Raw genomic sequence first — 26,464 nt, 5'->3', positions numbered from 1 at the left:
GATGTCCCCGAGCCGGATCGCTGGGGCAACGGCCCCTTCCGACGCGGCGTTCACCGTGTTTGCATCGAATTGCTCGGGTTTGGTGAGCGGCGCGTTAACCGCGGCCCGGCGTCCGTGAACGAAGGCGTTCGAATGGTTAACGGAGCGTTACCGGCCCGCGACGGCGAGGCCGAACGGTGAACCGCCGCTGGCAGCTGGGCGTCGGCCTGCTCCTCACCGGTATGGCGGGCTACGTCGACGCCCTCGGCTTCGTGAGACTGGGCGGCCTCTACACGTCGTTCATGAGCGGCAACACCACGCAGCTCGCCGTTCTCGGCGCCCAGGTCGAGCTGCACCGCATGATCCTCCCCGCGATCCTGATCCTCGCGTTCCTCACGGGATCGGTCCTGGGGAGCGGGCTGGCGATCCTCGTGCCGCCGCGGTGGACGACGCCGGCGGTCCTCGCCTACGAGTCCCTGCTGATCCTCGCCGGTCTGGGACTCGGCCTCCAGTCGCCCGAGCTCGGCCTCGCGGCCTTCTTCGTCGCCGTGGCGATGGGATCCCAGAACGCGGTGCTGGCGCAGGTGAAGGGGTTCAGGGCCGGCACGACCTTCGTGACCGGCGCGCTCTTCAGCCTCGGCCAGAAGATCGCGCAGGCCCTGACACGCACCGGGGATCCTCTCGGCTGGCTCGGCGACGCCTCCGTCTGGATCTCGCTGCTGTTCGGCGCCTATCTGGGCGCGCACGCCTACCAGCAGGTCGGCCTGTACGCGCTGATCGCCCCGGCGGCGATCTCGGGCGGGCTGGCGTTGATTACCGCGTTCCTGGTCTTGCGCACCGCGCCGCCGGCCGCGAAGGTCCCCCCGACATGAGCAGCCCCGTCAGCAACCCGTCCCTCACCAGTCACGTCGCCGCGCTGGAGCCCGGCGAGCACGTGCTCGCCGCGCACTTCCTCAAGGACGTGCCGGCCCTGGCGCTCAGCGACGGCACGGTCGCGCTGGTGCGGGCGGACGGGATCGCGCGCGTCGCCGCGCATCCCGACAGCGGGATCCTCGTCGCGGCCGGCGGTGTCGACCGGCTGGTCACGGGGGGCGACGACGGGCGCGTGGTGGCGATCCGCGCCGACGGGGGGATGGAGCAGCTCGGCCTCGCCAAGGGCGGTGCCTGGATCGACGCGCTGGCGGTCCATCCCGACGGTGGCGTGGCGTGGTCGGCCGGCCGCTCCGTCGTGGCCCGGGACGCCAAGGGCCGCGAGAAGACCTTCGAGGCGCCGTCCTCCGCGCGCGGCCTCGTCTTCGCGCCCAAGGGGTACCGGCTGGGTGTCGCCCACTACAACGGCGTGAGCCTCTGGTACCCCAATCTGGAGACGCCCGCCGAGGTGGTCACCTGGAAGGGCTCGCATATCGACGTGACGTGGTCGCCGGACGGGCGCTTCGTGGTGTCGACCATGCAGGAGAACAGCCTGCACGGCTGGCGCCTGCAGCCGGACCGCGGCCACATGCGGATGTCGGGCTATCCCGGCAAGGTCCGCTCCATGTCGTGGTCGTTCGACGGCAACTGGCTCGCCACGAGCGGGGCCGAGGCGGCGATCGTGTGGCCGTTCGACTCCAAGGAGGGTCCGACCGGCAAGGCGCCGCGCGAATGCGGCGTCCGCCCCGCCCGCGTCTCCCGCGTGGCCTTCCACCCTAGGGCGCCGGTGCTGGCCATGGGCTACGAGGACGGCTGCATCCTGCTCGTCCGCTTCACCGACGCGGCCGAGCTGCTGGTGCGCCCCGCCGTCCAGGGAAGCGGCGTGACGGCGCTCGGCTGGGACGCGCGCGGCGGCCGGCTGCTGTTCGGCTGCACCGACGGCAAGGCCGGCCTCCTGACGCTGCCGGGCTGAGCCCACGGAGGCGAGCGTCGTCGCGCCCGCGGCTGGAACCGGGGCCCCGTGCGTGCTCTTTGTCGGGGGTCGATTCCCCGCCGGAGGCCAGACATGTTTCGCGTGTTCCGCACCTTCGGCCTCGCCCTCGGCCTGCTCGGAGGCGTGGTCGCCGCGCAGGCCCCCGAATTCGCGCAGCAATACGCGCAGCGCCTCGGCGGCGCCGCCGACGAACTCCGTCGGCAGGTGGCGGTCCTCGAATCCGACGCGCAGGCCACCGGCACGACGCGCGAGGGCGCCATCGACCGGCTGCGCGCCAGCCCGGACCAGCTCGTCGCCCGCCGCGGTGAGGCCGCCCAGGCCGACATCGCCCGTCTCGCCCGCCTGCGCGCCCAGCAGCAGGCCCTGGCCGCGGCGACGAGCCCCCTCGGCCGGGTGGTGGCGATGCTGCGCGATCCCGACCTGCCGGTGGCCGAGGCCGCCTACCGCGAGTTCCGCCCGGCCGTACCCACGAGCGCCGACGGCCTCGCCGCGGGTCTGATCGGTTTTTTTGTCGCGTGGGGTGGCTGGCGCGTCGCCTCGGATGTCGGCCGACGAGCGGTCCGTCGGCGCCCGCGGGAATCCGCGACCGCGGCGTGAGCGCGGTTCGCGCGGGCAAGACTGTGGCGCAACGTCTACAGCGGCTTGCGCGAGCCTTGCGTATCGAGCAGGGATCCGGCCGTCCCGGTCCGGGAGAAGGCGCAAGATGCCGCGCGCGTCGAACTCCACCACCATCGATCCGGCGCTCGACGCCGCCGCGCTGCTGCGGCGCATCGGCTTCTTCGGCCTGTTCGTGGTTCTCCCGGTCCTGGCGCAGGTCGCGCGCCGCGCCTCGGTGATCCTCGCGCCGATCGCCGTGATCCTCCTGATCATCGCCAGCGTCATCGACCGGCGGCAGCGCCCGGTCCGCCCGGCGACCTACCGTCTCCTGACCGCTCCGGCCTTCCTGGCCGGCATGCTGGTCGTGCTGTGGTCGGCCCTGTCGCTCACCTGGACGCCCTTCCTCGGGCCCGCGCTGGAGCGGCTCGCCAATCTCGGCGCAACGATCGGCCTCGCCCTCCTGGGCTACCTCGCCCTCCCCGACCGGATGCGCTCGGCGAATCTCTACCTCCTGCCACTCGGCGTCGTGGCGGGGGCGATCGTGGCGATCATGCTCGGGCTGTTCGGCGCCCACCTCGCGCCGTCCGGCGTCGAGGATGACGGCGCGCTCGATCGCGGCCTTGTCCTGCTCATCCTGCTGCTCTGGCCGGCCCTCGCGTGGCTGCGATCCCGCCGCCGCGACCGGGAGGCGCTGGGCCTCGCGCTGCTGGTCGCCCTCGCCCTCACGGTCCAGCCGGACGGGACCCAGATCGCCGCCCTGTCGGTCGGCGCCGTCGCCTTCGCGCTGACGAGCTACCGCCAGGGGCTCGGCGTGATGCTCACCGCCACCCTCTCGGCCGCCCTGCTGGCCGCGGCGCCGCTGCTGCCCTTCCTGGCGCGGCCGGTGGGGGCCGCGCTGCTCGGGCCGGTCGCCCCCGCGGTGCTGTCGCTGAAGAGCTGGCAGAAGGTCGTGACCTCCGATCCGGTGCGGCTGATCACCGGGCACGGCTTCGAGACGGCCCTGCGCGGACGGCTGGTCGGCCTGCTGCCGGCCAACGCGCCGACAACGGCGCTCTTCGAGTTCTGGTACGAGCTCGGCATCGTCGGCGCGCTCGCTGCCGCCTTCGCCCTCTACGCCTCGATCCGGCGGGCCGGCCGGGACGGCCCGGCCCTGGTGCCCGGCGCGATGGGCTGCTTCGCGGCCGCCTTCACGGTGGCCTGCCTGAGCGTGGGGCTGACCGCGGTGTGGTGGCTGACCACCCTCGCCATCGCCATCGTGGTCTTCGTCGCGGTGGAGCGCGGCCAGTTCCGGACCAGTCGGCCGAAGGTCGCCAAGCTGCACCGCCTGCAGACGCGGGGGGAGTGAGCGGTCAGGCGCGCAGGAAGCCGTGCAGGCGGATCCAGGCCAGGAACAGGCCGGGCCACGCCGCCGCGGGTGTGCCGGGCGCGCCGAGGCCGAAGCCGTGGCCGCCGCGCTCGAACAGGTGCAGCTCGGCCGGGACCCGCGCCTTCCGCAGCGCCGAGAACATCAGCAGCGGATGGTCGGCCACTGCGACGGGATCGTCGATCGCCTGGACCAGGAAGGTCGGCGGCGTCTCCGGCCCGACCTGCAGGTCCACCGAGTAGGTCTTCATCTCGTCGGGGGTGACGTCGTCGCCGACCAGGATGCGGCGGGTCGCGGTCCGGTCGAACGGCTTGCGCATGGTGATGACCGGGTAGATCAGACCGGCCAGCGCGGGCCGGATCGGCTGGGCGTCGGTCGCGTCGACGCCCGCGTACAGGTCCCGGGCGCTCCCGACCGCGGTCTCGCCCATCAGGTGGCCGCCCGCCGAGAAGCCGAGGACGCCGACCCGCGCGGGATCGATGCCGAACTCCGCGCCGCGTGCCCGGACCAGCCGGAGGGCGCGCTGTGCGTCCTGACGCGGTGCGTCCGGTCCCGAGCCCCACCCCTCCGCCGGCAGGCGGTAGACGAGGAGGAAGACGGTGACGCCGGCGGCGTTCAGGACGCGGCCGACCGGGACGCCCTCGTTGCCGATGGCGATGAACTCGTACCCGCCGCCGGCCGCGACGATCATCGCGGCGCCGTTGGGATTGGCCGGCCGCATGACCAGCAGACAGGGTCGCGACACGCGCGTGATGTCGCCGAACGTCCCCTCGACGTAGCGGTAGCCGTCCGCGTGCGGTCCGTCACCGCCGCCCGGCGGCGCGCCGGGCCACAGCTCGATCACCTGCAGATCCGCGCCGGGGAGCGAGCGTGGCAGCGCCCGGACCGACTCGTGCGGGAGGGGCGGCGGTGCCGTCTCCGCGGCCCCTCCCGCCCCGGTGCCGCGCAGCCCGAGGGCGCTTCCGAGACCGGCGAGCAGGAAACGGCGGTCGAGGCGCAAGGGCATCTCCCGGATGCGGCCGCGGGCGGGACCGCCGCGCGGCGAACCCGGCTCCCGCAGGAGCGCGGGTGCAACGTCCGTCGGAGCGGCACGGGTTCCGTCGCGGCGGCGCGCCTCAGCCCTTCCGCGCGATGACCGCGACGTAGAAGCCGTCGGTCCCGGTCCGCAGCGGGCTCATCTGGATCCCGTGGGCCGTCTTCCGCACCGCTGCCCGGAGCGACTCCGGTCCTGCCGTCAGCACCTCATCGGCGGGGACGACGTCGAAGCGGCCGCGCCAGCCCGACAGGAGGCCGGAGACGGCCGCGTCGTTCTCGGCCGAGAGCAGCGAGCAGGTGATATAGACGATCCGCCCGCCGGGCCTGACCAGCCGCGCCGCCCGATCGAGGACCTGGGCCTGCTCGGTGGTCCGCAGCGCGAGGCTCCCGGGCCGCAGCCGCCACTTGGCATCGGGATTCCGGCGCCACGTGCCGGACCCGGTGCAGGGCGCGTCGACCACGACCCGGTCGACCTTGCCGTCGAGATCCGCGAGGACATCGGCCCGCGCCTTGCCGCTGCGCGGGGTCCGCACCTCGGCCTGCGCACCGGACCGGCGCAGGCGCTCGTGGATCGGCGCGAGCCGGCGCGGATCGCCGTCGGTGGCGATGAGGCGGGCGCTGTTCCCGGTCTCAGCCGCGAGCGCCAGGGTCTTGCCGCCGCCGCCCGCGCAGAGGTCGACGATGGTCTCCCCGGCGCGGGGCGCGGCGAGGAGCGCGGCGAGCTGCGAACCCTCGTCCTGGATCTCGTACCAGCCCTCAAGGAACTCCGCCTCGACGTGGAGCGCCGGACCGCGGCCGTCGGCGCCGATCGGGACGCGGAGGCCCGCCGGCGCGTGCGGTGTCGGCGCCGCGTCGAAGGCCGCGAGCGCCGGCAGGATCGCGTCGCGGTCGCCGCGCAGGGCGTTCACCCGGATATCGAGGGGCGCCCGCCGCGCCAGCGCCTTCAGCTCCGGGACGAGGTCTTCGCCGAGCGTGGCCGCGAGGTCCGGGAGCACGAAGGCCGGGGCGTCCCCCGCCACTTCCGGAGGCGCGTCCTGCAGCGACCCGCCGTCGAGGCGCGCGTGCTCGTCGTCGCTGAGGGGGGCCGGCGCGAAGCGCTCGCCGGTGAACAGGTCCGCGACCGAAGCGGCGGCGAGTCCCTGCTGGAGGCGCAGCGTCCCGATCAGGATGGCGCGCGGCGTGTCCGCGCCCATGATCCAGGCCGCCGAGGCCCGCCGCCGCAGGGCGTCGTAGACGAGGCTGGCGATGCCCGCGCGGTCGCCCGAGCCGGCGAAGCGGTGGGCGAGGCCCCAGTCCTTGAGGGCGTCGGCGGCCGGTCGACGGCGCTCGGCGATATCGGTCAGGACTTCGATGGCGGCAGAGCAGCGAGCGGCGGGAGTCAGGGGTCAGATCCTTCGGAATGCCTCGACGACGACGTGAAACGGCCACGCTTGGCCCACGATGCCGCCACGTTACGGCCGAGCTTCCTGCACCTTCGCGGCGCAGACCGTGCTGCGGGCGGCTCGCCGTGCGGGCCGCCGCGTGTCGTATGGCATCCGCCCGCGCCGGACCAGACCGGTCCGTCGCCGGGCGCATCCCGGGAGTACCCAGCCCATGACGTCCACCGTTCGCGTCGCCCTCGCGGCCCTGGTCACCGCCACGCTCGCCGCCTGCGCGAGTGCGCCCGCCGCCCAGCCGGAGCTGACGCCGGTGCCGCGTCCGCGCGTCGATGCCAAGACGCAGCTGGAATACGGCAACCCGCCCCCGCCGCCCGGCCGCTACTGAGACGTCCGCGCGGGGGTGCGGTTCAGGCCGCTTCCCGCGCCCGGCGGGCCTCGTACGCCTTGAGGCCCGTGTAGACCGCGGTCAGGAGCGGGAACGGCACTTCCGGTGCCAGCCGCTCGCCGCGGGCGATCAGGTCGCCGATCACGTGGTCCGCCTCGATCCGGCCCCTGTTCTCGATGTCGCGCAGCATCGAGGCCGTGAAGGTCGAACCCGCCGCCGTCAGCTGCGCCCGCGCCCGCTCCGCCACGACGGCCCGCGGCTCGAAACCGCTCGCCGCCGCGACGCTCGTGCACTCCGCGTGCAGCGCGGTGATCAGCGCGGTGCCCCCGGGCGCCGCCACGATGTCGCCGACCGCGGCGCGCATGAGCGTGGTCGCCCCGGCGAGCGTCGCCAGGAACACCCACTTCTCCCACATCTCCTGCAGGATCACGTCGCTCAGGCGCGGCTGGAACTTGAGGCCGCGCATCAGCGCGTCGACCGCCTCGATCCGCGACGAGCGCGACCCGTCGCGCTCGCCGTAGGTGATGCTGCACAGCTCGCTCATGTGGCGGATCGCGCCGTCCGGCGCGAGCGTCGCGGCGATCGCGCAGGAGCCGCCGAGCACCCGCTCGGCGCCGAACCGGGCGTCGAGGACGTCGAGATGCGACATGCCGTTGAGCACGGGCAGGATCGCGGTGTCGGGCCCGACGGCCGGCGCCAGGTCCGCGACGGCGCTGTCGAGGTCGTAGGCCTTGCACGACAGCAGGATCAGGTCGAACCGCCCGGCCCCGGCCAGCTTATCGGCCGTGACGGTGGGCGGATCGGGCAGGTGCAGGTCGCCGAGCGGCGAGCGGACGTTCAGGCCGTCCGCCGCCAGCTTCGCCGCCCGCGCCGGCCGCACCAGGAAGGTCACGTCGGCGCCCGCCTCGGCGAGGCGCGCCCCGTAATAGCCGCCGGTCGCGCCGGCCCCGACGATCAGCGTGCGCATCGGTCCCTCAGGTCCGCGACGGGTAGTTCGGGCTCTCGCGGGTGATCGTCACGTCGTGGACGTGGCTCTCGCGCAGGCCGGCATTGGTGATGCGGATGAACTGCGCCCGCTCCTGGAACTCGGGGATCGTGGCGCCGCCGACGTAGCCCATGGCGGCGCGCAGGCCGCCGGCGAGCTGGTGAAGGACGTTGCCCACCGGGCCCTTGTAGGGGACCTGCCCCTCGATTCCCTCCGGCACGAGCTTGTGGGTGTCGTTCACCTCGGCCTGGAAGTAGCGGTCGGCCGAGCCGCGGGCCATGGCGCCCACCGAGCCCATGCCGCGGTACGACTTGTACGAACGGCCCTGGTAGAGGAACACCTCGCCGGGCGCCTCGTCGGTCCCGGCGAGCAGCGAGCCGAGCATCGCCACCGAGGCGCCGGCCGCGATCGCCTTGGCGAGATCGCCGGAATACTTGATGCCGCCGTCGGCGATGACCGGGATGTCGGCCTCGCCGGCCGCCTCGACGGCCTCCATCAGCGCGGTGAGCTGCGGCACGCCGACGCCCGCAACGATGCGGGTCGTGCAGATCGAGCCCGGGCCGATGCCGACCTTGATGGCGTCGGCGCCGGCATCGATCAGCGCCTTGGCGCCGTCCCGCGTCGCGACGTTGCCGGCCACGACCTGCACGGCGTTCGAGAGCTGCTTCACCCGGGCGACGGCGTCGAGCACCTTGATCGAGTGGCCGTGGGCGGTGTCCACCACGATGACGTCGCAGCCGGCGTCGATCAGGCGCTCGGCCCGCTCGAAGCCGCTGTCGCCCGTCGTCGTGGCGGCGGCGACGCGCAGGCGGCCCTGCTCGTCCTTGACGGCGTTCGGGTAGGCGACGCGCTTCTCGATGTCCTTGACGGTGATCAGGCCGATGCAGCGGTAATGGTCGTCGACGACCAGCAGCTTCTCGATCCGGAACTGGTGGAGCAGCCGCTTGGCCTCGTCCTGCGTCACGCCCTCGCGGACCGTGATCAGGCGGTCGCGGGTCATCAGCTCGGCGACCGGCTGGTTGGAGTTCGTCGCGAAGCGGACGTCGCGGTTGGTCAGGATGCCGACGAGCTTGCCCCGCGAGCCGTTGGGGCCGCGCTCGACCACCGGGATCCCCGAGATGCGGTTGAGCTTCATCACCTCGAAGGCGTCGGCGAGGGTCTCGTCGGGGTGGATGGTGATGGGGTTCATCACCATGCCGGACTCGTACTTCTTGACGAGGCGGACCTGCTCGGCCTGCTCCGGCGGCTCGAGGTTGCGGTGGATGACGCCCATGCCGCCGTTGGCCGCCATGGCGATGGCCATCGGCGCCTCGGTGACGGTGTCCATCGCCGAGGCGAGGATCGGCAGGTTCAGGGGGATCGTGCGGGTCAGCCGCGAGGCGACGCTGACCTCGGTCGGCATCACCGAGGAGGCGGCGGGCCGCAGGAGCACGTCGTCGAAGGTGAGGCCCTCGATGATCGATGCGGTTTCTACTCGGGCCATGTGCCAACTTTCCTCGGACGGCGGCGCGTTGGGGGTCGCGCTACGGGATCGGGTTGGCAAGTGCCAGTATCACGGGCTCCGCGAGGGCGCCAATGCGCGGTTGATGCGTCGCAGCGCGAAAACGCGCATGGCTCGGGGCTTATCCACGCCCGGTCGAGGCGCGCGGCGGCGTCCTGACGGGATCTCAGCCGTCAGGACCGAGGCCCCCCGCCGTCTACCGAGGGGAGCGGGCACGGCGGCGAGCGGCCTAGCGCATCGCCGGCGCGGCCGGGCCCTTGTCGGTGTACTCGGGCGGCAGGCCGATATAGTCGCCGAGCATGCCGTCGATGCCCGGAGCGCGGCCGAACGCCTCGCAGTCGGGGTCGAGGGGCGCCTCGCCGAGGGTCGTGATGCGGATCCGGTCCCAGGTCGGGATCGTGTTGGGGGCCGTGAACGGGTCGTCGCCGGTCGCCAGCATGTAGCCGAAATCCTGGCCGAACTCGCCGGCGAGGTCGTAGGCGTCGCTGGCGCGGGAGAAGCGCGGCTGGCTGGTGAAGGAGTTCGCCGCGCCGCCCCACACCATGGCGGCCCGCTGCTCGCGACGCCGGTCCAGCGCCTCGGCCTCGACGGTCAGGCTGCCGAGCCCGATCGGCACGCGCGGGATCGGCACGCGCCCGACGCCCTCGGCGAAGCTCAGGCCGAGCTGCGACGCCACGGTCACGCCCGCGGAGCCCGCGATGGTCGCGCCGGCCCCGAGGAGATCGGTCGGCTCGACGCGGGTGACCTGCGCCCGCACGGTCAGGTCGGCATCACGGCTCGTGACGATGTCGTACTTCAGCGACAGGTCGTAGCAGAGCGCCCGGTCGGCGGCGTTCGCGATGAGGCGCCGCTCGGCCGCGGTCAGCGGGGCGGCACCGGACACGTCCGCGTGGAACGCCGTCGGGATGATGCGCACCGTGCGGGCCTTCGCCAGGGCCGGCCGGTCGACGTAGATCCGCGAGGCCGAGGCGACCTGATCGCTGGACTTCAGCCGGTCGTAGCGCGTGAGCGAGCCGCGATCGTTGAGCAGGACGGTGCCGCAGGCGGCCACCATCGACAGGAGGGCGACGCCGGCGGCGATCCGCGGCAGGGAGCGGATCTTGCTGGGGCTGGACTGCATCGAGTTCCTCGCGCGCCGGCCCCGGGCCGGCTGAAGCGGCCTCACGGACGCGTGATGGAAACTTAGCCATTGGAGCACCCGCGAAAAAGGTGGCTCCGCGCCGCTGCTCAACCTCTGTTGCACGATGGATACATTCGCGAAACACGAGGGTGCGAGGTGGCCGCGCTGCCGTGCAACCGCGGCGGCGCGCCATGCGTCTGCTGTGTGATGCCTGCCACCGCCCAAAGACCGCTCTGGATCGTCCCCCTGACGGTCGCCACCGCGCTGTTCATGGAGAACACCGATTCCACGGTGATCGCCACGGCGCTCCCGAGCATCGCGGCGAGCCTTCACGAGGACCCGATCGCCCTCAAGCTCGCGCTGACCTCCTACCTGGTCAGCCTCGCGATCTTCATCCCCGTAAGCGGCTGGATGGCGGACCGGTACGGGTCGCGGACCGTGTTCCGCGCGGCCCTCGTGGTGTTCATGGCGGGCTCGCTCGCCTGCGCGGCCGCGAACGGGCTCGCGTGGTTCGTCGCCGCGCGGTTCCTCCAGGGCATGGGCGGCGCCATGATGGTGCCGGTCGGACGGCTCGTGGTGCTGCGCAGCGTGCCGAAATCGCAGCTCGTCACGGCGCTGGCCTACCTGACCTTCCCGGCCCTCGTCGGCCCGGTGCTGGGTCCGCCGGTGGGCGGCCTGATCACCACGTGGTTCGACTGGCGCTGGATCTTCTTCATCAACCTGCCGATCGGCTGCGCCGGAATCGTCCTGGCGAGCCTGTACTTCGAGGATGTGCGCGAGCCGGAGCGGCCGCCCCTCGATCTCCTCGGCTTCGTGCTGCTCGGGACCGGCCTCGCCGCCCTGATGCTCGGCCTCGCCTCCCTCGGCCGCCACCTGCTGCCGGCGGCCGTCTCGTGGGGCTGCCTCGCCGCGGGCGCGGTGCTCCTGCCCCTCTACTGGGCGCATGCCCGGCGGGTGGCCTACCCGATCGTCCGGCTCGACCTGATGCAGCGGCCGACCTTCCGAGTCGCGGTGCTCGGCGGCAGCCTGTTCCGGATCGGCACCGGTGCCATCCCGTTCCTGCTGCCGCTGATGCTGCAGGTCGGCTTCGGGCTCGACGCGCTGCAGTCCGGCCTGATCACCTTCGCGGCGGCGGCCGGCGCGATGTTCGTGAAGACCCTGGGTCCGCGAATCCTGCGCCGCACCGGCTTCCGCGCGCTGATGGTCTGGAACGCGCTGCTCGCCTCGGCCTTCCTGGCGGTCAACGGGTTCTACACCGCGCAGACGTCCCACTGGATCATGGTGATCCTGCTGTTCGTCGGCGGCTGCTCGCGCTCCATCCAATTCACCTGCGTCAACGCCATCGCGTACGCCGATCTCGAATCGAAGGAGATGAGCGCGGCCACGAGCTTCGCCAGCGTCTGCCAGCAGCTGTCGCTGAGCCTCGGCGTCACGCTCGGCGCGCTGGCGCTCGAGGGAAATGCCGGGTTTCACGGTCGGACGGAGATCCAGGCGTCGGATTTCGGGCCCGCCTTCTTCGCCGTCGCCGTGATCTCGGCGGCCTCGGCACTGGCCTTCCGCAACCTGTCGCCGGATGCCGGCGCGGAGATCTCCGGGCGGAAGATGGCTGCCGCGCCGCCCGCCCCGACGACCGAGATGAGGCCGCGGCACGGCTGATCAGGCCGCGGCGCGGGCCGGCGGCCTGCCGGCAGCGCGCTTGCCGCCGTTCCGCGGCGCGCTGCCCTTGCCGGACGCCTTCGCGGCGGCGGGCTTCGCGCTCGGCGCCGCCGCGCGGGTTCCGGCGCGCCAGCCCTGCCAGCTGAGGGCGCCCGGACCGCTCAGGGCGTACATGAGGAACCCGCCCGCGAGGCCGAGATCGGCCAGCATCAGCGCGCGCTCGGCGACCGCGGCGGGTCCCACATAGTACCAGAACGGGTGGAGCACGAAGGCCGTCACGGCGGCGAACAGCGCGAGCGCCAAGCCGGTGAGCCCGGGCAGGACCCCGAGGATCAGGGCGAGCGGTCCGAATACCTGGACCAGCACGGCGGCGGTGGCGACGCCATTGGGAAACGGCATCCCGGCCCCCGCGAGCGTCAGCGCGAATCCCGACACGTTGAGCGCCCGGGCGATCCCGGTCGGCAGGAGCGCGGCGGCCAGCAGCAGGCGCGCGACGAGGAGGGTTCCGTCCTGGGCGCGGGCGAGCATGGGCGTGTCCGGTCGGCGGGGATCAGGACCGGAGCTTTGCAACTTTCCGCTGAAGACCGCGTTAAGGGCGCCCGTTCAACCGCCGACGCCGCCGCGGAAGAGTCGGCCGCGCTCGGTCCAGGCGACCACGAGGAGCGCCAGGGCGCCCAGACTGGCGTAGCCGATCGCCACGGGAAGCACCGTGCCGTCGAAGGACTGGCCGATCAGGAAGCCGCAGAGCGCGCCCAGGATCGTCGTGTAGAAACCCAGGAACGACGAGGCCGTGCCGGCGATGGCGCCGAGCGGCTCCAGCGCGAGGGCGTTGAAATTCGGCATCGCGAAGCTGATCAGGAACTGGTTCACCGCGAGGATCGAGAGGAACAGCGCCAGCGGCGGGTGGCCGCGATAGGCGAGGCCGACGCCGACCTGCACCAAGCCGACCAGCGTGAACGCGATGACGCCGCTGTGCGACATCGCTCGCATCCCGAGCCGCCGGACCACGCGGGCGTTGATCAGCGTCGCCGCGCCCATGGCGCCGGCCACGAGCCCGAAGGCCAGCGGGAAGAGCGGGCCGAGGTGGTACAGGCCGGTATCGAAGACCTGCTGGGCCGAGCCGACGTAGCCCATGATGCAGCCGGTCATCAGCCCGAGCGCGGTGGCGTAGCCGACGGCGACGCGGGTCTTCAGCGTCAGCCGAATCGCCTCCCAGGTCGCGGCCGGCGAGAGCGGCCGGCGGTACTCCGGGTGCAGGGTCTCGGGCATCCGCAGGGAGAACCAGAGCGTCAGCCAGAAGGCGAGGACCAGCATCGAGACGAAGACGTAGACCCACGAGCCCAGCGCCAGCATCATGCCGCCGATCGCCGGCGCGATCATCGGGACGATCAGGAACACCATCATGGTGAGCGACATCACGCTCGCCATCTCGCGGCCGGCGAACCGGTCGCGCACGATCGCCACCGACAGCACCCGCCCGCCGGCGGCGCCGATGCCCTGGATGATCCGCGCGGCGAGCAGCCAGCCGAAACTCGGCGCCACCATGGCGAGGCCGCAGCCGACCACGTAAATGGCGAGGCTCGCCAGCAGCACCGGCCGGCGCCCGAGGGCGTCGGAGACCGGTCCGTAGACGATCTGCGCGAAGCCGAAGCCGATCATGTAGACGTAGACGAGGAGCTGCAGCCGGTTGGGATCGGGCACGGCGAAGCGCGCCTCGATGGCCGGGAACGCGGGCAGCAGGTTGTCGATGGAGATTGCCGTCACCGCCATCATCAGGGCGATGATGGCGACGAACTCGGCGAAGCCCGGCCCCGACCAGGGTCGCGGGGCGCGGACGTCCTGGACCGGCGGGACGGGCCGAATCGCGATGGTCACGGCGGGCTCTCGGAATGCGCTGGAACGCGCCGACCAGGGCTCGTCCTTCGCGGCGCAGTTGTGACAACCCTGCCCGCGCCGCGCAGTTCAGGCCGGCAGCGGGCGCAGGACCGGCTCGCTCGGTTTCCGACCGACGAAGGCGGCCATCATGGCGGCGACCAGGCAGAGCAGGCCGGCCGACACGAAGGCACCGAGATAGGTGCCGCTCTCGGTCCGGACCATGCCGGCGAGCCACGCCGCGGACGCCGCGCCGATCTGGTGCGCGGCCGCGATCCAGCCGAACATCAGCGCGGCGTTCTCCTCCCCGAAGGATTTGCCCGCGAGCTGGACGGTGGGCGGAACCGTGGCGATCCAGTCGAGCCCGTAGAAGACCGCGAACAGCGACAATCCGTAGAAGCTGTAATCGAACGAGTAGGGCAGGAAGATCAGCGAGAGGCCGCGCAGCCCGTAGTACCAGGCGAGGAGCTTGCGCGAGTCGAACCGGTCGGTGAGCCAGCCCGACGCCGTGGTGCCGATCAGGTCGCAGATCCCCATCAGCGCCAGAAGGCCGGCGGCCGTGACCTCGGCGATGCCGTGATCGATGCAGGCCGGGATCAGGTGGGTGCCGATCAGCCCGTTGGTCGAGGCGCCGCAGATGAAGAACGTCCCGGCGAGCAGCCAGAAATCCCGGGAGCGCAGGCCGATGCGCAGACCGCGAAGCGCCCGCACGGCCGGGTTCTCGGTCAGAACCGGCGTCGGCGTCACCGCGTCCTCGCCGTAGCGGGGTAGCCCGAGATCTGCCGGTCGGTCGCGCAGGAACAGAGCGGCCAGCGGGATCAACGCCAGGGTCGCGCCGGCGACCACCAGGGAGACGGACCGCCACCCCTGCCCCACCGCGATCGAGGCCAGCATCGGCAGGAAGACGAGCTGCCCCGTTGCGCTGCTCGCGGTCAGCAGGCCGAGCACGAGGCCCCGGCGCTTGGCGAACCAGCGACCTGCCACGGTGGCGCCGAGCACGTTGGCCACCATGCCGGATCCGGATCCGACGACCAGGCCCCAGAGCAGGACCATCTGCCACGGCGCGGTCATCAGGCTCGTGGCGGCGGTGCCGATCGCCAGGATCAGCAGCGCGCCGCAGACCGAGCGCCGCAGGCCGAACCGCTCGATGATCGCCACCGCGAACGGGCCGATCATCCCGTACAGGAAGATATTGAGCGCGATGCCGACGCCGATCGTGGCCGCCGTCCAGCCGAACTCCCGCTCCCAGGGGACGATCAGCACGCTCGGCGTGGCGCGGACCCCGGCCCCGACGAGCAGGACCAGGAAGGTCACCGCGACGACGGTCCAGGCATAGTGCAGGCGCGAGCCGGGGCGCGTCTCTGTCAGGGCGGTCATGGACGGGCTCCGGAAGCGGTGCAGATCGGTCAGGCGGCGGAGATCAGGGCCTCCGCCACCGCGGAGACGGTCGCGGGATCGACCCGGGCATTGATGCGGCTCTGCGCCTCGCGCCAGTAGGGCGTCGCGACCGCGAGAGCCTCCCGGCCCGACGCGGTCAGGGACACGCGGCGCTCGCGCGGATCCGCCGCGCCGGGGGTGATGGCGACGAGGCCGCGGCGCTTGAGCGGGTCGAGGTTGCGGCCCATCGTGGTCCGCTCCAGCGCCGCCTCGGCAGCGAGGCGCGAGACCGGGACCGGCCCGAGCCGGTCCAGATGGCGCAGGATCGCGAATTGCGTCACCCGGAGGCCGGTCGGCTTCAGGGCGGCGTCATAGCTCGCCGTCAGCGCCCGCGTGGCGCGACGCAGGGCGGAGCAGGTGCACGGCTCGGGCGACGGGGCGCTCATGGCATAGGTGTATATGCACGCATCGCGCGCCCGGCAAGCCGACGCTGACGGTTCGCGACGATCGACACCCGTCGGCGCGGAAACGGCCGGGCGCCGTCATCGACACGGCCGGTCACGCTGCTATCGCTGGGGCGAGTGACCCGGTTCGGGAGAAGCGCGATGACACTCGAGACCGCGACGGCGTTGTCCTCCTCGGAGCAGAAGACGGCCCGCGCCGGGCTGATAGAGGCGGCCGCCGACATCGTCACCGAGCAGGGCGGCCCGGGCGGCTTCGTCCGCGACCTGTTCGGCCGCGTGACACCGGAGGATCTCGCCCCCTACGACGCCTCGGTCCTGGCGGACCTCGCCGCCCGCGCCCGCGCCTTCCTGTCCGAGCCCCGCAGGCCCGGCGACCCGGCGCGGATGCGCCTGAGCGACCGCGAGCTGGTGCGCGACGGCCGTCCGTGCGAGACGACGGTCCTCGAGGTCATCAACGACAACCGGCGATTCCTGCTGGACTCGACCCTGGCTGAACTGACCGAGCAGGGCCTCGCTCCGCAGCTCGTCGCGCACCCGATCCTCGGCGTGGAGCGGGACGGCGCGGGCGGGCTCATCCGGGTGGTCGGAGAGACGACCGCTGACGCGCAGGGGAGTCTCGCGCGCGAGAGCTTCATCCACATCCATCTCGACCGCCTGGCGGTTGAGACCGGCGAGCGGCTCCTGAACGCCCTCGCGGCCGTCTACCGCGACGTCGCCCTGGCGGGTGACGACCGCGACGCCATGCTGGCGCGCCTCACCGACCTCGCCGCCGATCTCGGGCGCGGGCCGACGCCGATGCCGGAAACGGAGACCGAGGAGGCGCGCGCCTTCCTCGAATGGCTGACGGACGGCCAGTTCCTCATCCTCGGCATGCAGGAGCACGGCATCGCCGGCGAAGCCCACCCACTGGTCGAGGGGTCGAGCCTCGGCGTGCTCCGCGATCCCGGCGCCACGCCCCTGCGCCGGGGCCGGACGCCGGTGGACTACACGCCGGAGATCCTCGCATTCCTGGAGGAGCCGCAGCCGCTGATCATCACCAAGGCCAGCGTGAAGTCGCGGGTCCACCGCTCGGCCTACCTGGACTATGTCGGCGTCAAGCTGTTCTCCGGCCTCGGCAAACTCTCGGGCGAGGTGCGGATCGTCGGCCTGTTCACCGCCTCCGCCTACACGAGCCCAGCCCGCGAGGTGCCCGTGCTGCGCCGGAAGGTGGAGGCCGTGGTCGATCGCGCCGGCCTGGACCCGACGAGCCATGCCGGCCGGAGCCTCCTCGCCGTGCTGGAGGGCTACCCGCGGGACGAGCTCTTCCAGATCGACAGCGAGCGGCTCTACCGGTTCACCCTGGCGATCGCCGCGCTGGCCGACCGGCCGCGGGTCCGCGTGCTGTCCCGCCCCGACCGGTTCGGCCGGTTCGTCTCGCTGCTCGTCTACGTCCCGAAGGACCGCTACGATTCCGCGGTTCGCGGCCGGATCGGCAGCTATCTGGCCGAGACCTACCGCGGGCGGCTCAGCGCGGCCTACCCCGACTATCCGGAAGGCTCGCTGGCCCGGATCCACTACATCATCGGCCTGCCCGATCAGGGCAGCCCCGAGCACGATCCCGCCTCCCTCGAGGCCGGGATCGTCGCCCTGGTCCGGACCTGGGGCGACGCGCTGCGGGCGGCGCTGGCCGAATCCCAGGGCGGCGACCGCGCGCGCCGGCTGGCCGCCCGATACGGCGACGCGTTCTCGGCCGCCTACCGGGACGATTTCCAGCCCGAGAGCGCCGTCGCGGACGTGCTGATCCTCGACGGCCTCGGTGAGACGCAGCCGCGGGCTGTCCATCTCGATCGGCGCCCCAGCGACGCCGCCGCGCAGGTCCGCCTAAAGGCGTTCTCGCGCGGCACGGCGATCGCGCTGTCCGACCGGGTCCCGGCGCTGGAGAATCTCGGCTTCCGCGTCCTCAACGAGCGCACGTACCAGATCGCGCCGTCCGGCACGGAGGAGGCCGCGCGGGTCTGGCTGCACGACATGCTGATCGAGCGCGCCACCGGCGCCCCGATCGACCTCGCGGCGCTGGAGCGGCCGCTGGAGGCGGCGATGCTCGCCATCGCGGACGGCATCGCGGAGTCCGACGGCTACAACCGGCTCGTCCTGGAGGCTGCCCTGCCCTGGCGGGAGGCGGCCCTGCTCCGGGCCCTCGGCCGCTACCTGCGCCAGCTGCGCATCCGCTACGGGCAGGACTATCTCGCGGGCACGCTGAGCCGCCACGCCGGGATCGCGCGCGCGATCGTGGCCCTGTTCCGCGCCCGGTTCGACCCCGCCCTCGCCGGCGACCGGACAGCCCAGGAGGCGGAGGTGCGCGCCGGCATCGAGACCGCCCTCGCCGGTGTCACGAGCCTCGACGACGACCGGATCCTGCGTCGGTTCGTCAATCTCGTCGAGGCGGCGGTGCGGACGAACTTCTACCAGACCGGCGCCGACGGGCAGCCTCGGGAGACGATCAGCTTCAAGTTCGCCTGCGCGAAGGTGACGGCGATGCCGCTGCCGCGGCCGTTCTTCGAGATCTTCGTCTACGCGCCCCGCGTCGAGGGCGTGCACCTGCGCTTCGGCTACGTCGCCCGTGGCGGGCTGCGCTGGTCCGACCGGCCGGAGGATTTCCGCACCGAGATCCTCGGCCTCGTGAAGGCCCAGCAGGTGAAGAACGCCGTGATCGTGCCGGTCGGCGCGAAGGGCGGCTTCTTCCCGAAGCGGCTGCCGCCGGCCTCCGACCGGGCCGGCTGGATGCAGGAGGGGACCGAGAGCTACCGGATCTTCATCCGCACGCTCCTCGAGCTGACCGACAACATCGTCGACAACGCCATCGTGCCGCCGCCCGACACGGTGCGGCACGATCCCGACGACGCCTATCTGGTGGTGGCGGCCGACAAGGGTACGGCCACCTTCTCGGACATCGCCAACGCCCTCTCGCTGGAGAAGGGCCACTGGCTGGGCGACGCGTTCGCGTCCGGCGGCAGCCAGGGCTACGACCACAAGGGCATGGGCATCACTGCCCGCGGCGCCTGGGAGGCGGTGCGCCGGCACTTCCGCGAGATCGATGTCGACGTGCAGACCGACCCCATCGTCACGGTCGGCGTCGGCGACATGTCGGGCGACGTGTTCGGCAACGGCATGCTGCTCTCCGCGAGCCTCCGCCTGATCGCGGCCTTCGACCACCGCGACATCTTCCTCGACCCGAACCCGGACGCCGCGCGCAGCTTCGCCGAGCGGCGGCGTCTGTTCGACCTGGGGCGGTCCTCCTGGGCGGACTACGACAGGAGCCTGATCTCGGACGGCGGCGGCGTGTTCTCGCGCAGCCTGAAGACCGTGCCGCTCTCGGACGCGATTCGGTCCGCACTGGGCTTCGATCGGTCCGAAGCGACGCCTACCGAATTGATGCTGGCGATCCTGAAGGCGCCCGCCGACCTGCTCTGGTTCGGCGGTATCGGCACCTATGTCCGGGCCACCACCGAGACCGACGAGGATGCCGGCGACCGCGCCAACGATGCCCTGCGCATCACCGGGCCGGAGCTGCGCGCGAAGGTCATCGGCGAGGGCGCGAATCTCGGCCTGACGCAGCGCGGACGCATCGAGGCGGCGCGCGCGGGCGTCCGGCTCAACACCGACGCCATCGACAACTCGGCCGGCGTGAACACCTCGGACGTCGAGGTCAATATCAAGATCGCGCTCATGACGCCGGAGCGGGACGGGAGGCTCAGCTACGAGGCGCGCAACGCCCTTCTCGCCGACATGACCGACGAGGTGGGGCGCCTCGTGCTGCGCAACAACGAGTTGCAGACGCTCGCCCTGTCCCTCGCCCAGCGCGGCGGCCTCGGCGAGACCGGCTTCGCGATGCGGACGATGCAGGCGCTGGAGGCGGAGGGGCGGCTCGACCGGGCGGTGGAGTTCCTGCCGGACGACGGCACGCTCGCCGAGCGCATGCGGCGGAACGAGGGGCTGACCCGGCCGGAATACGCGGTGCTGCTGGCCTACGCGAAGCTGTCGCTGCACGACGCGATCCTCGAGAGCGCCGTGCCGAACGACCCGTATTTCGACCGCGAGCTGCAGCGCTACTTCCCGAAAGCCCTGCGCGATCGCTTCCCGGACGCCGTCAAGGGCCATCGGCTGCGCCGCGAGATCATCGCCACGGCACTCGCCAACATCATCGTCAACCGCGGCGGCCCGTCGCTGGTGACGCGCCTCGTCGACGGCACCGGGGCCGACGCCGCGACCATCGCCAAGGCCTACGCGGTAACTCGCGACGCGTTCGGCCTGATGGAGCTGAACCTCGCCATCGACGGCCTCGCGGGCCGGGTCTCCGGCACGGGGCAGCTCGACCTCTACGCGGAGGTGCAGGATCTGCTGACGAACCGCATCGTGTGGTTCATCCGCAACCTCGACCTGAGCGGCGGCCTCGCGCCGGTGGTCGCCCGCTATAGGGACGGCATCGCCGCCGTGGAGGCGGCCCTGCCCAAGGTGCTCGGCGACGAGGCGCTGGCGACGATCGGCGCCCGCGAGTCTGAGCTGACCGGGCACGGCATGGCGCCGACCCAGGCGCGGCGCCTCGCCTCGCTCGGGGCGCTGGTCTCCGGCCCCGACATCGTCCGGGTGGCCGAGGCCAGCGGCCGGCCGGTCGAGGAGGTCGCGGCGACGCATTTCGCCCTGGAACACGCCTTCCGCCTGGACGATCTCGCCGCCGCGGCCCGGACCGTGCCGGTGGCCGACACGTTCGACCGCGTCGCCCTGGAGCGGGCGGGCGCCGGCATCGCCGCCGCGCACCGCAAGCTCACGGCCGAGGTGGTGGCGGATCTCGGCGCCGGGCCGGACGCGGTGGAGGCCTGGATCCGGGCGCGCGGCGCACCGCTCGCCCGGATCCGCGAGGCCGTCGACGCGATCAGCGCGTCCGGCCTGACGGTGTCCAAGGCGACCGTGGCGGCGAGCCTGCTCGGCGACCTCGTCCGGACCGACTGAGCGATCAGGCGCCGAGCGCGGATGCCGGGGCGGCGCCCTGGCGCCCGCGACTGACCGCGGTGAGCACCAGCCCGAGACCGGCGAGCGACACCGCCGCGGCGATCAGCGGCAGCTGGCCGTAACCGGCCCCGAGCGTCAGCGCCGTGCCGCCGATCCAGGCGCCGGCGGCGTTGCCGAGATTGAAGGCGCCCTGGTTCAACGTGGAGGCGAGGTTCGGGGCGTCGCTGGCCGCCTCCACGACCCAGATCTGCAGGGGCGAGACGAGGGCGAAGACCAGCCCCGACCAGAGCACCACCACCGCCACCGTGAGCACGGGATGGTGCGCGACCGCGGCGAGCACCAGCAGGGCCGCCACGATGCCCAGGAAACTGCCGATGATCGTAGCCATCGGACCGCGGTCGGCCAGATGGCCGCCCAGCAGATTGCCGACGGTCAGGCCTGTGCCGGCGGCGAACAGCACGCCGGTCACGCCCTGCGGCGTGAAACCGGTCACCCCGGTCAGGAACGGCGTGACGTAGGTGAACACCGTGAAGAAGCTCACCGAGGACAGGGTCGAGATCAGCATCGGCCGCAGCACCGGCCAGCGCCCGAGCGCGCGGAACTCGCTGACGAGCCGGCCGCGCGTCCCGGGGAGCCCATCCGGCACGCAGAGCTGGATCGCGAGCCCCGCCGCGAGCCCGATCACGACCACCGCCCAGAAGGTCGAGCGCCAGCCCGCCTCCTGCCCGAGGGCGGTGCCGAGCGGCACGCCGAGCACATTGGCGAGGGTGAGGCCCGCGAACATCAGCGAGACCGCCTGCGTCCGCTTCTCCCGCGGCACGAGATCCCGCGCCACGACGGCGCCGATGCCGAAGAACGCGCCGTGGGCGAAGGCCGTCAGGATCCGCGCGGCCATCAGGAGGCCGTAGCTGGGTGCCAGCGCGCAACCGAGGTTGCCCGCGAGGAACACGGCCATCAGCGCGAGGAGCGCGGTCTTGCGCGGCAGTCCCGCGGTAGCGATGGCCACGATCGGCGCGCCGACGACCACGCCCATGGCGTAGCCCGAGACCAGATAGCCCGCCTGCGGAATGGTGACGCCGAAGCTCTGCGCCACCTCCGGGAGCAGGCCCATGATGACGAATTCGGTGGTGCCGATCCCGAACGAGGCGACGGCGAGGGCGAGGATCGGCAGAGGCGGCACGGGGACGTCCTTCGGCGCGGGCGGGTTCCGATGGTGCAGAGCAGCATCGCAGCGCGGTCGCCGTTGGATAGCGTCGGGGGCGCGGCGCACAGTTGCGCGACGCGCAGGGGCACGGGACGTCGGTGCGCGTCCACCGCCGCGGCCCGATCAGGGTGCTGCCGATCGGTCGAGCGGCGCGCCGGGAACGCGGAACAGCCCAGTCCTTGGTCGTCCCCTTACTCGGCCAGCACCTTCTTCCGGCCCCGCGATTTGGCGGCCGGCGCGGGCGGCGCCTCGGGTGCGGCCGCGGTCCCGCCGCGGGTCTTGCGGCGCTGCTGTCCGAGGCCGAGGGCGCGGGCCAGCTCGGATCGCTGCGCCGAATAGCTCGCCGCGGTCATCGGATAGTCCCGCGGCAAACCCCACTTCTCGCGGTAGGCCTCGGGCGTCAGGCCGCGCAGCGTCAGGTGCCGCCGGAGCGTCTTGTACGGCTTCCCGTCCTCGAAGCTGACAATATGATCAGTCGTGACCGACTTGCGGATCTGGGACGGACTTAATTTTTCAACCGCCGAATTCGCGGCGCGACCTTGAGTTGTCAAACCGTTCAGCGCCGCGTGGATCCCGCCGATCAATCCGGGAAGTTCCGACACCGGAACGGAATTGTTCGACACGTAAGCGGCGACGATATCGACTGCGAGCCCGATCGCCGGGCCGTGCTCGCTGCCTGCGTTCTCACTCACGTCAAACCTCAGGAGTTACAGTTGTTCGGGTCGATCAATCCCTATCGGATGCGATCGAAGTCTGAGCGTCTTTAGCATAGTATACGCGAAATCTCAATCGTATTCGTGATGGACAAGTCAGATCGCTGCGTCGCTGCCGGATCCTGCCGCCACGAGGCCGTTGACGGGCCATTAACCACGTCGCCGCTAGGGTTCGTTAACCATGCCGGCAACCTGTTCTGGGGCGGCGTGACCTGTAATCTCCGCACGCGGGTGCCGGGGACTTTGGCGGAGACCGGGATCAGGTGCGGACGGCGGCTGACCGGTGGGAACGGCGGAGGATGCGGCTCGTCGCGGCGGCGCTCGGAGTCGCGCTCGCGGCGCCCGCGGCAGCCCAGCGGTTCGATGCGACGAGCCCTGTCACCGGGCAGCCCGACAATCCCGGTATCGGCCAGGACACGGCCCCGAACGGTCTGCCCGCGCTCAAGCGCAGCATCCCGGACGGCCTGAACCGCGACCAGACCCGCGGCGCGCTCGGCGGCGACGCGACCGGCGGCGAGCAGACCGGCGGCGACAGCCTCCGATCACCGCTCTCGCCCCCCGCGCCCACGCAGATCCCGGGTCAGCCCGGCTTGTCCCAGCTCAGCACCCGCGTCACCACGGGGGGACGGCGCACCGGCGGATCCTCGACGGCGCCGGCCAACCTCGCGCCGTCGACCCTCCTGCGCACGCGGGCCGCGCCGCCGCGGCGGATCGGCTCCGCGACGCGGCGAGTGACCCAGGACGTGACGCAGATCCCGCCGCCGGCGCTGCGGCTGACGCCGGTGGTCCAACAGGCAGTGGTCGGCGTTCCGAACCCGCAGGTCGTGACGCCGATCCGGCCGACCCTCCCGTTCCAGTCCATCGCGCCGGCTCTCGGGCTCCTGACCCCGGGCTTCATCCTTGGCACCGACCTGGCGCGCGCGATCCCGACCGACCCGGCCTACGCGCCGATCGGCTATCAGGTCGGGACCTTCACGGTGCTCCCGACCTTCGCGCAGAGCGTCGGCTACGACACGAATCCGGACCAGACCACCCGCCAGATCGCCAAGGGCTCGGTCGCGCTGCGCACCGACGCCACGGTCGACTTCCGCAGCAACTGGGCCTCCAGCTCGCTCCAGGGCTCTCTCCGGGGATCCTACCTGGAGACGCCGCAGAACGAGGCGGCGAGCCGCCCCGCGGCCGACGGCGTGGTCCGGCTGCGCATCGACGCCAACCGGGACCTGCGCATCGACGCGGAGGGGCGGTTCCTGGTGGACACGCAGCGGACGTCGAGCGCCAACCTCCAGGCCGCCACCGCCACGACGCGGCCGCTCCTGGCCGTCTACGGCGGTTCGCTCGGGGCCACGGAGACGTTCAACCGCCTGTCGGTCACCCTGCGTGGGTCCGTCGACCGCTCCGAGTTCGACAATGCGCGCCTCGCGGACGGGACGATCGTCAACCAGTCCGACCGCAACCTGAACCAGTACAGCCTGCAACTGCGCACGGCCTACGAGATCAATCCGGATTTCAGCCCGTTCATCGATCTGCTCGGCGATACGCGCGTCTACGACCAGCGCTTCGACGCGACGGGCATCCGACGGGATTCGGACGGCATCGCGGTCGCCTTCGGAACGAGCATCGGCCTCGCGCGCTCGGTGACGGGCGAGATCTCGGCCGGCATCCAGCACCGGACCTACGTCGATCCGAGCCTGCGCGACATCAACGCCCCGCTGCTCAACGCGGCCCTCGTCTGGGCGGCGAGCCCGCTCACCACCGTGCGGTTCACCGCCGCGACCGGCGTTACCGAGACGACGATCCCGGGCTCCAGCGGCGTGCTCACCGAGGTCGCCACGCTGGAAGTGCAGCATGACCTGCTGCGCAACCTCTCGATCGTCCTCGGCGGATCGTATCTCCGGAACGACTACCAGAGCAGCAGCATCCGCGAGAACGGCTTCTCGGCGACCGCGCGGCTCGACTACCACTTCACCCGCTGGCTGACCCTGCGCGGCACTTACATCTATCAGAAGTTTGACAGCACGGTCGCCGGATCCAGCTTCCGGGAGAACACCTTCCTGCTCGGCCTGCGGGTGAACCCCTGAGGCGGCGTCAGAACCGTTCCGTCCAGGGACGCAGTTCCAGCTCGGAGGTCCAGACGCTTCGGTCCTGACGCAGGAGGTCGCGATAGGCCCGGGCGATGGCGTCGGGATCGAGGTGGCTGTCGGGCGCCTCCGGCGGCTCGCCGCCGCGGGCCGGATTGCGGATCGCGCCGTCGATCACGATGTGGGCGACGTGAATGCCCCGGGGCTGCAATTCGCGAGCGAGGCTCTGGCCGAGTCCCCGCAGGGCGAACTTCCCCATGGCGAACGGCGACGACTCGGCGAAGCCCTTCACGCTCGCCGACGCGCCGGTCAGCAGGATCGCGCCGTGGCGGCGCGGCAGCATCCGGCGCGCCGCGGCCTGCGCCACCAGGAATCCGCCATACGCCGACACCATCAGGGCCCGGGCAACCGCGTCCGGATCGAGGTCGGCGACCGGGCCGCGGAGGCGGCCGCTCGCGTTGTAGACGACGACGTCCGGGGGGCCGCCGAGCGCGGGTTCGAGGCGGGCGAACAGGGCCTCGACCTCCGCGGGCTGGCTGGCGTCGCAGGCGTGGACCGCCGCGCCCGTCTCGGCCGCCAGCGCGGCGAGCTTGTCGACGTTCCGGGCGGCGAGGCCGACCGCCATGCCGTCGGCCGCAAGCACGCGCGCGAGCGACGCGCTGAGGCCGGAGCCTGCCCCGACGATCAGGGCTCTTGAATAGGTCGGGATCATCGTGCCCTCCTCCGCTGGCCCGCCCCGGGCCGATAGGAACCTTTTCGGTCGCCGGTCATCACGTCAGTCCCGGCGTTGCGCGAAGAACGCCCTGAGCAGGGCCGCCGCCTCGCGCTCGCGGAAACCACCGTAGACTTCCGGCGCGTGGTGACAGGTCGGCTGGTCGAAGACGCGCGGCCCGTGCTCGACCCCGCCCCCCTTCGGATCGGCCGCGCCGTAGTAGAGCCGCCGGATCCGGGCGAAGGATATCGCGCCGGCACACATCGGGCACGGTTCCAGGGTGACGTAGAGATCGCAGCCGACGAGGCGCTCGGTGCCGAGCGTGGCGCAGGCCGCGCGGATCGCCAGGATCTCCGCATGCGCCGTCGGATCGTGCAGTTCGCGCGGCCGATTGTGGGCGACCGCCAGGACGGTCCCGTCCCGGACCACCGCGGCGCCGACCGGGACCTCCCCGGCCGCGGCCGCGGCGCGGGCGGCCGCGAAAGCGTGATCGAGCGCGGTCAGGCTTCCGGACGCTTCCGCCCTGGCCGGATGGATCGGATCGGCAGCCAAGCTGTTCTCATTCCACTGACGCGACGGGCATCGGGCAGCGGGCTCGCCTGATCCAGGTCAATGTTAAGGCCTGGAACATTCCGCCGACCGTGACCGTTTCAGGAACCAGTGCGGCGTCGCCGCAGATCGAGCAAGAGGACAACGCCATGAGCAGCACCACCGACAAGATCAAGGGCGTCGCCAACGAGGCCCTCGGCAAGGCCAAGCAGGGCATCGGCGACGTGACCGGCAACGACAAGCTCAAGGCCGAGGGCGCCGCTCAGGAGCTCAAGGGCAAGGCCCAGGGCACGGTCGGCGACGCCAAGAGCGCGGTGAAGTCCGCCACCGACAAGCTCTGATCGTCGAGCGCGACCGGAACGGAACCCGCCGCGCGCGGGTTCCACAACTGAACCGACCCGAATAACGCGAGGATGCCATGATCGGTTGGGCTGTCACGTTTCTCGTCGTCGCTCTCGTGGCGGCGCTCCTCGGTTTCGGCGGCATCGCCGGCACGGCGATGGAGGCGGCCAAGATCGTCTTCTTCGTGGCGATCGCGCTGTTCCTGATCTCCGCCGTGTTCGGTGTGATGCGCGGGCGTTCGCCCAGGCTCTGACGCCGACGGGT

General features: G+C 72.3%; 23 protein-coding genes. 10 read left to right on the top strand and 13 right to left on the bottom strand.

What is annotated here, in order from left to right; genetic code table 11:
* The first annotated feature begins 176 nt into the window (after positions 1-176).
* The 4 genes from J3A75_RS03270 (at position 177) to J3A75_RS03255 (ending at position 3,824) form a co-directional block, all read left to right on the top strand.
* Positions 177-851: a YoaK family protein gene (locus J3A75_RS03270; RefSeq protein WP_012317119.1), complete on the top strand. Its 675-nt coding sequence runs from the start codon at positions 177-179 to the stop codon at positions 849-851.
* The gene (locus tag J3A75_RS03265) at positions 848-1,861 is read left to right on the top strand and encodes a WD40 repeat domain-containing protein (RefSeq protein ID WP_070998264.1); all 1,014 of its coding nucleotides are present in this window, start codon (positions 848-850) and stop codon (positions 1,859-1,861) included. The genes J3A75_RS03270 and J3A75_RS03265 overlap by 4 nt, the downstream gene beginning before the upstream one ends.
* A 93-nt stretch (positions 1,862-1,954) precedes the next feature.
* Complete coding sequence (locus J3A75_RS03260; protein WP_070998262.1) at positions 1,955-2,479, top strand: DUF2937 family protein; 525 nt, start codon at positions 1,955-1,957, stop codon at positions 2,477-2,479.
* Positions 2,480-2,585: 106 nt separating this feature from the next.
* Entirely contained in the window at positions 2,586-3,824 is a 1,239-nt protein-coding gene (locus J3A75_RS03255) for a hypothetical protein (protein WP_058607565.1), read from the top strand.
* 4 nt (positions 3,825-3,828) lie between these two features.
* On the opposite strand, the gene J3A75_RS03250 is transcribed toward J3A75_RS03255, so the two are convergent.
* Together J3A75_RS03250 and J3A75_RS03245 are read right to left on the bottom strand one after the other, a co-directional pair.
* Positions 3,829-4,842, bottom strand: a complete 1,014-nt coding sequence (locus J3A75_RS03250; RefSeq protein ID WP_029359083.1) for an alpha/beta hydrolase — start codon at positions 4,840-4,842, stop codon at positions 3,829-3,831.
* A 115-nt stretch (positions 4,843-4,957) separates the two neighbouring features.
* Positions 4,958-6,259 (bottom strand): RsmB/NOP family class I SAM-dependent RNA methyltransferase, encoded by a 1,302-nt coding sequence (locus tag J3A75_RS03245; RefSeq protein ID WP_209650906.1) that lies wholly within the window; start codon positions 6,257-6,259, stop codon positions 4,958-4,960.
* A gap of 211 nt (positions 6,260-6,470) precedes the next feature.
* Between J3A75_RS03245 and J3A75_RS03240 the strand changes: the two genes are divergently transcribed.
* Positions 6,471-6,641, top strand: a complete 171-nt coding sequence (locus J3A75_RS03240; RefSeq protein WP_012317113.1) for a hypothetical protein — start codon at positions 6,471-6,473, stop codon at positions 6,639-6,641.
* A gap of 22 nt (positions 6,642-6,663) precedes the next feature.
* Here the strand turns inward: J3A75_RS03240 and panE are convergent, their stop codons facing one another.
* The 3 genes from panE to J3A75_RS03225 form a co-directional block, all read right to left on the bottom strand.
* On the bottom strand, positions 6,664-7,608 hold the full coding sequence (gene panE / locus J3A75_RS03235; protein ID WP_024827883.1) for a 2-dehydropantoate 2-reductase: 945 nt from the start codon (positions 7,606-7,608) through the stop codon (positions 6,664-6,666).
* 7 nt (positions 7,609-7,615) lie between these two features.
* Positions 7,616-9,109, bottom strand: coding sequence for an IMP dehydrogenase (gene guaB, locus J3A75_RS03230; protein ID WP_012317111.1), 1,494 nt, complete (start codon positions 9,107-9,109; stop codon positions 7,616-7,618).
* Positions 9,110-9,356: 247 nt separating this feature from the next.
* Positions 9,357-10,247 (bottom strand): DUF3313 domain-containing protein, encoded by an 891-nt coding sequence (locus tag J3A75_RS03225; protein ID WP_012317110.1) that lies wholly within the window; start codon positions 10,245-10,247, stop codon positions 9,357-9,359.
* A 207-nt stretch (positions 10,248-10,454) separates the two neighbouring features.
* Here J3A75_RS03225 and J3A75_RS03220 point away from each other — a divergent pair, with 207 nt between their 5' ends.
* Positions 10,455-11,903: an MFS transporter gene (locus tag J3A75_RS03220; RefSeq protein WP_059410079.1), complete on the top strand. Its 1,449-nt coding sequence runs from the start codon at positions 10,455-10,457 to the stop codon at positions 11,901-11,903.
* On the opposite strand, the gene J3A75_RS03215 is transcribed toward J3A75_RS03220, so the two are convergent.
* The 4 genes from J3A75_RS03215 to J3A75_RS03200 form a co-directional block, all read right to left on the bottom strand.
* Positions 11,904-12,431, bottom strand: a complete 528-nt coding sequence (locus J3A75_RS03215) for a DoxX family protein (protein WP_012317108.1) — start codon at positions 12,429-12,431, stop codon at positions 11,904-11,906. It lies immediately after the preceding gene.
* Between the two features lie 75 nt (positions 12,432-12,506).
* Positions 12,507-13,673 (bottom strand): multidrug effflux MFS transporter, encoded by a 1,167-nt coding sequence (locus J3A75_RS03210; protein WP_041372450.1) that lies wholly within the window; start codon positions 13,671-13,673, stop codon positions 12,507-12,509.
* A gap of 192 nt (positions 13,674-13,865) precedes the next feature.
* On the bottom strand, positions 13,866-15,152 hold the full coding sequence (locus tag J3A75_RS03205; protein WP_070998256.1) for an MFS transporter: 1,287 nt from the start codon (positions 15,150-15,152) through the stop codon (positions 13,866-13,868).
* Between the two features lie 29 nt (positions 15,153-15,181).
* Positions 15,182-15,598, bottom strand: coding sequence for a MarR family winged helix-turn-helix transcriptional regulator (locus J3A75_RS03200; RefSeq protein WP_070998254.1), 417 nt, complete (start codon positions 15,596-15,598; stop codon positions 15,182-15,184).
* Positions 15,599-15,757: 159 nt separating this feature from the next.
* Between J3A75_RS03200 and J3A75_RS03195 the strand changes: the two genes are divergently transcribed.
* Entirely contained in the window at positions 15,758-20,602 is a 4,845-nt protein-coding gene (locus J3A75_RS03195; RefSeq protein WP_070998252.1) for an NAD-glutamate dehydrogenase, read from the top strand.
* A 4-nt stretch (positions 20,603-20,606) separates the two neighbouring features.
* Here the strand turns inward: J3A75_RS03195 and J3A75_RS03190 are convergent, their stop codons facing one another.
* Positions 20,607-21,782, bottom strand: coding sequence for an MFS transporter (locus J3A75_RS03190; protein ID WP_209649692.1), 1,176 nt, complete (start codon positions 21,780-21,782; stop codon positions 20,607-20,609).
* Positions 21,783-21,997: 215 nt separating this feature from the next.
* On the bottom strand, positions 21,998-22,498 hold the full coding sequence (locus J3A75_RS03185; protein ID WP_024827887.1) for a MucR family transcriptional regulator: 501 nt from the start codon (positions 22,496-22,498) through the stop codon (positions 21,998-22,000).
* Positions 22,499-22,818: 320 nt separating this feature from the next.
* Here J3A75_RS03185 and J3A75_RS03180 point away from each other — a divergent pair, with 320 nt between their 5' ends.
* On the top strand, positions 22,819-24,597 hold the full coding sequence (locus J3A75_RS03180) for an outer membrane beta-barrel protein (protein WP_024827888.1): 1,779 nt from the start codon (positions 22,819-22,821) through the stop codon (positions 24,595-24,597).
* A 7-nt stretch (positions 24,598-24,604) separates the two neighbouring features.
* Here the strand turns inward: J3A75_RS03180 and J3A75_RS03175 are convergent, their stop codons facing one another.
* Together J3A75_RS03175 and J3A75_RS03170 are read right to left on the bottom strand one after the other, a co-directional pair.
* Positions 24,605-25,309 carry an SDR family NAD(P)-dependent oxidoreductase gene (locus J3A75_RS03175; protein WP_024827889.1) on the bottom strand — a complete coding sequence of 235 codons (705 nt, stop codon included), beginning with the start codon at positions 25,307-25,309 and terminating at the stop codon, positions 24,605-24,607.
* Between the two features lie 63 nt (positions 25,310-25,372).
* Positions 25,373-25,861 (bottom strand): nucleoside deaminase, encoded by a 489-nt coding sequence (locus tag J3A75_RS03170; RefSeq protein ID WP_012317099.1) that lies wholly within the window; start codon positions 25,859-25,861, stop codon positions 25,373-25,375.
* Between the two features lie 146 nt (positions 25,862-26,007).
* Between J3A75_RS03170 and J3A75_RS03165 the strand changes: the two genes are divergently transcribed.
* Entirely contained in the window at positions 26,008-26,199 is a 192-nt protein-coding gene (locus tag J3A75_RS03165) for a CsbD family protein (protein ID WP_012317098.1), read from the top strand.
* 77 nt (positions 26,200-26,276) lie between these two features.
* Positions 26,277-26,453, top strand: a complete 177-nt coding sequence (locus tag J3A75_RS03160) for a DUF1328 domain-containing protein (RefSeq protein WP_012317097.1) — start codon at positions 26,277-26,279, stop codon at positions 26,451-26,453.
* Positions 26,454-26,464 lie beyond the last annotated feature (11 nt).

This window comes from Methylobacterium sp. PvP105, from assembly GCF_017876975.1.
GTDB classification, from domain to species: Bacteria; Pseudomonadota; Alphaproteobacteria; order Rhizobiales; family Beijerinckiaceae; genus Methylobacterium; species Methylobacterium radiotolerans.
Note: the sequence above shows the minus strand (reverse complement) of the source record. Positions and strands in the feature narration are given on the sequence as shown.

What these genes read in the sequence shown, in the direction of transcription:
- J3A75_RS03210 (WP_041372450.1), bottom strand. Translation starts at nt 13,673, where the DNA reads ATGGCGGTGACGGCAATCTCCATCGACAACCTGCTGCCCGCGTTCCCG.
- J3A75_RS03260 (WP_070998262.1), top strand. Translation starts at nt 1,955, where the DNA reads ATGTTTCGCGTGTTCCGCACCTTCGGCCTCGCCCTCGGCCTGCTCGGA.
- J3A75_RS03165 (WP_012317098.1), top strand. Translation starts at nt 26,008, where the DNA reads ATGAGCAGCACCACCGACAAGATCAAGGGCGTCGCCAACGAGGCCCTC.
- J3A75_RS03255 (WP_058607565.1), top strand. Translation starts at nt 2,586, where the DNA reads ATGCCGCGCGCGTCGAACTCCACCACCATCGATCCGGCGCTCGACGCC.
- J3A75_RS03175 (WP_024827889.1), bottom strand. Translation starts at nt 25,309, where the DNA reads ATGATCCCGACCTATTCAAGAGCCCTGATCGTCGGGGCAGGCTCCGGC.
- J3A75_RS03220 (WP_059410079.1), top strand. Translation starts at nt 10,455, where the DNA reads ATGCCTGCCACCGCCCAAAGACCGCTCTGGATCGTCCCCCTGACGGTC.
- J3A75_RS03265 (WP_070998264.1), top strand. Translation starts at nt 848, where the DNA reads ATGAGCAGCCCCGTCAGCAACCCGTCCCTCACCAGTCACGTCGCCGCG.
- J3A75_RS03225 (WP_012317110.1), bottom strand. Translation starts at nt 10,247, where the DNA reads ATGCAGTCCAGCCCCAGCAAGATCCGCTCCCTGCCGCGGATCGCCGCC.
- J3A75_RS03205 (WP_070998256.1), bottom strand. Translation starts at nt 15,152, where the DNA reads ATGACCGCCCTGACAGAGACGCGCCCCGGCTCGCGCCTGCACTATGCC.
- guaB (WP_012317111.1), bottom strand. Translation starts at nt 9,109, where the DNA reads ATGGCCCGAGTAGAAACCGCATCGATCATCGAGGGCCTCACCTTCGAC.
- J3A75_RS03180 (WP_024827888.1), top strand. Translation starts at nt 22,819, where the DNA reads ATGCGGCTCGTCGCGGCGGCGCTCGGAGTCGCGCTCGCGGCGCCCGCG.
- J3A75_RS03200 (WP_070998254.1), bottom strand. Translation starts at nt 15,598, where the DNA reads ATGAGCGCCCCGTCGCCCGAGCCGTGCACCTGCTCCGCCCTGCGTCGC.
- J3A75_RS03195 (WP_070998252.1), top strand. Translation starts at nt 15,758, where the DNA reads ATGACACTCGAGACCGCGACGGCGTTGTCCTCCTCGGAGCAGAAGACG.
- J3A75_RS03215 (WP_012317108.1), bottom strand. Translation starts at nt 12,431, where the DNA reads ATGCTCGCCCGCGCCCAGGACGGAACCCTCCTCGTCGCGCGCCTGCTG.
- J3A75_RS03160 (WP_012317097.1), top strand. Translation starts at nt 26,277, where the DNA reads ATGATCGGTTGGGCTGTCACGTTTCTCGTCGTCGCTCTCGTGGCGGCG.
- panE (WP_024827883.1), bottom strand. Translation starts at nt 7,608, where the DNA reads ATGCGCACGCTGATCGTCGGGGCCGGCGCGACCGGCGGCTATTACGGG.
- J3A75_RS03240 (WP_012317113.1), top strand. Translation starts at nt 6,471, where the DNA reads ATGACGTCCACCGTTCGCGTCGCCCTCGCGGCCCTGGTCACCGCCACG.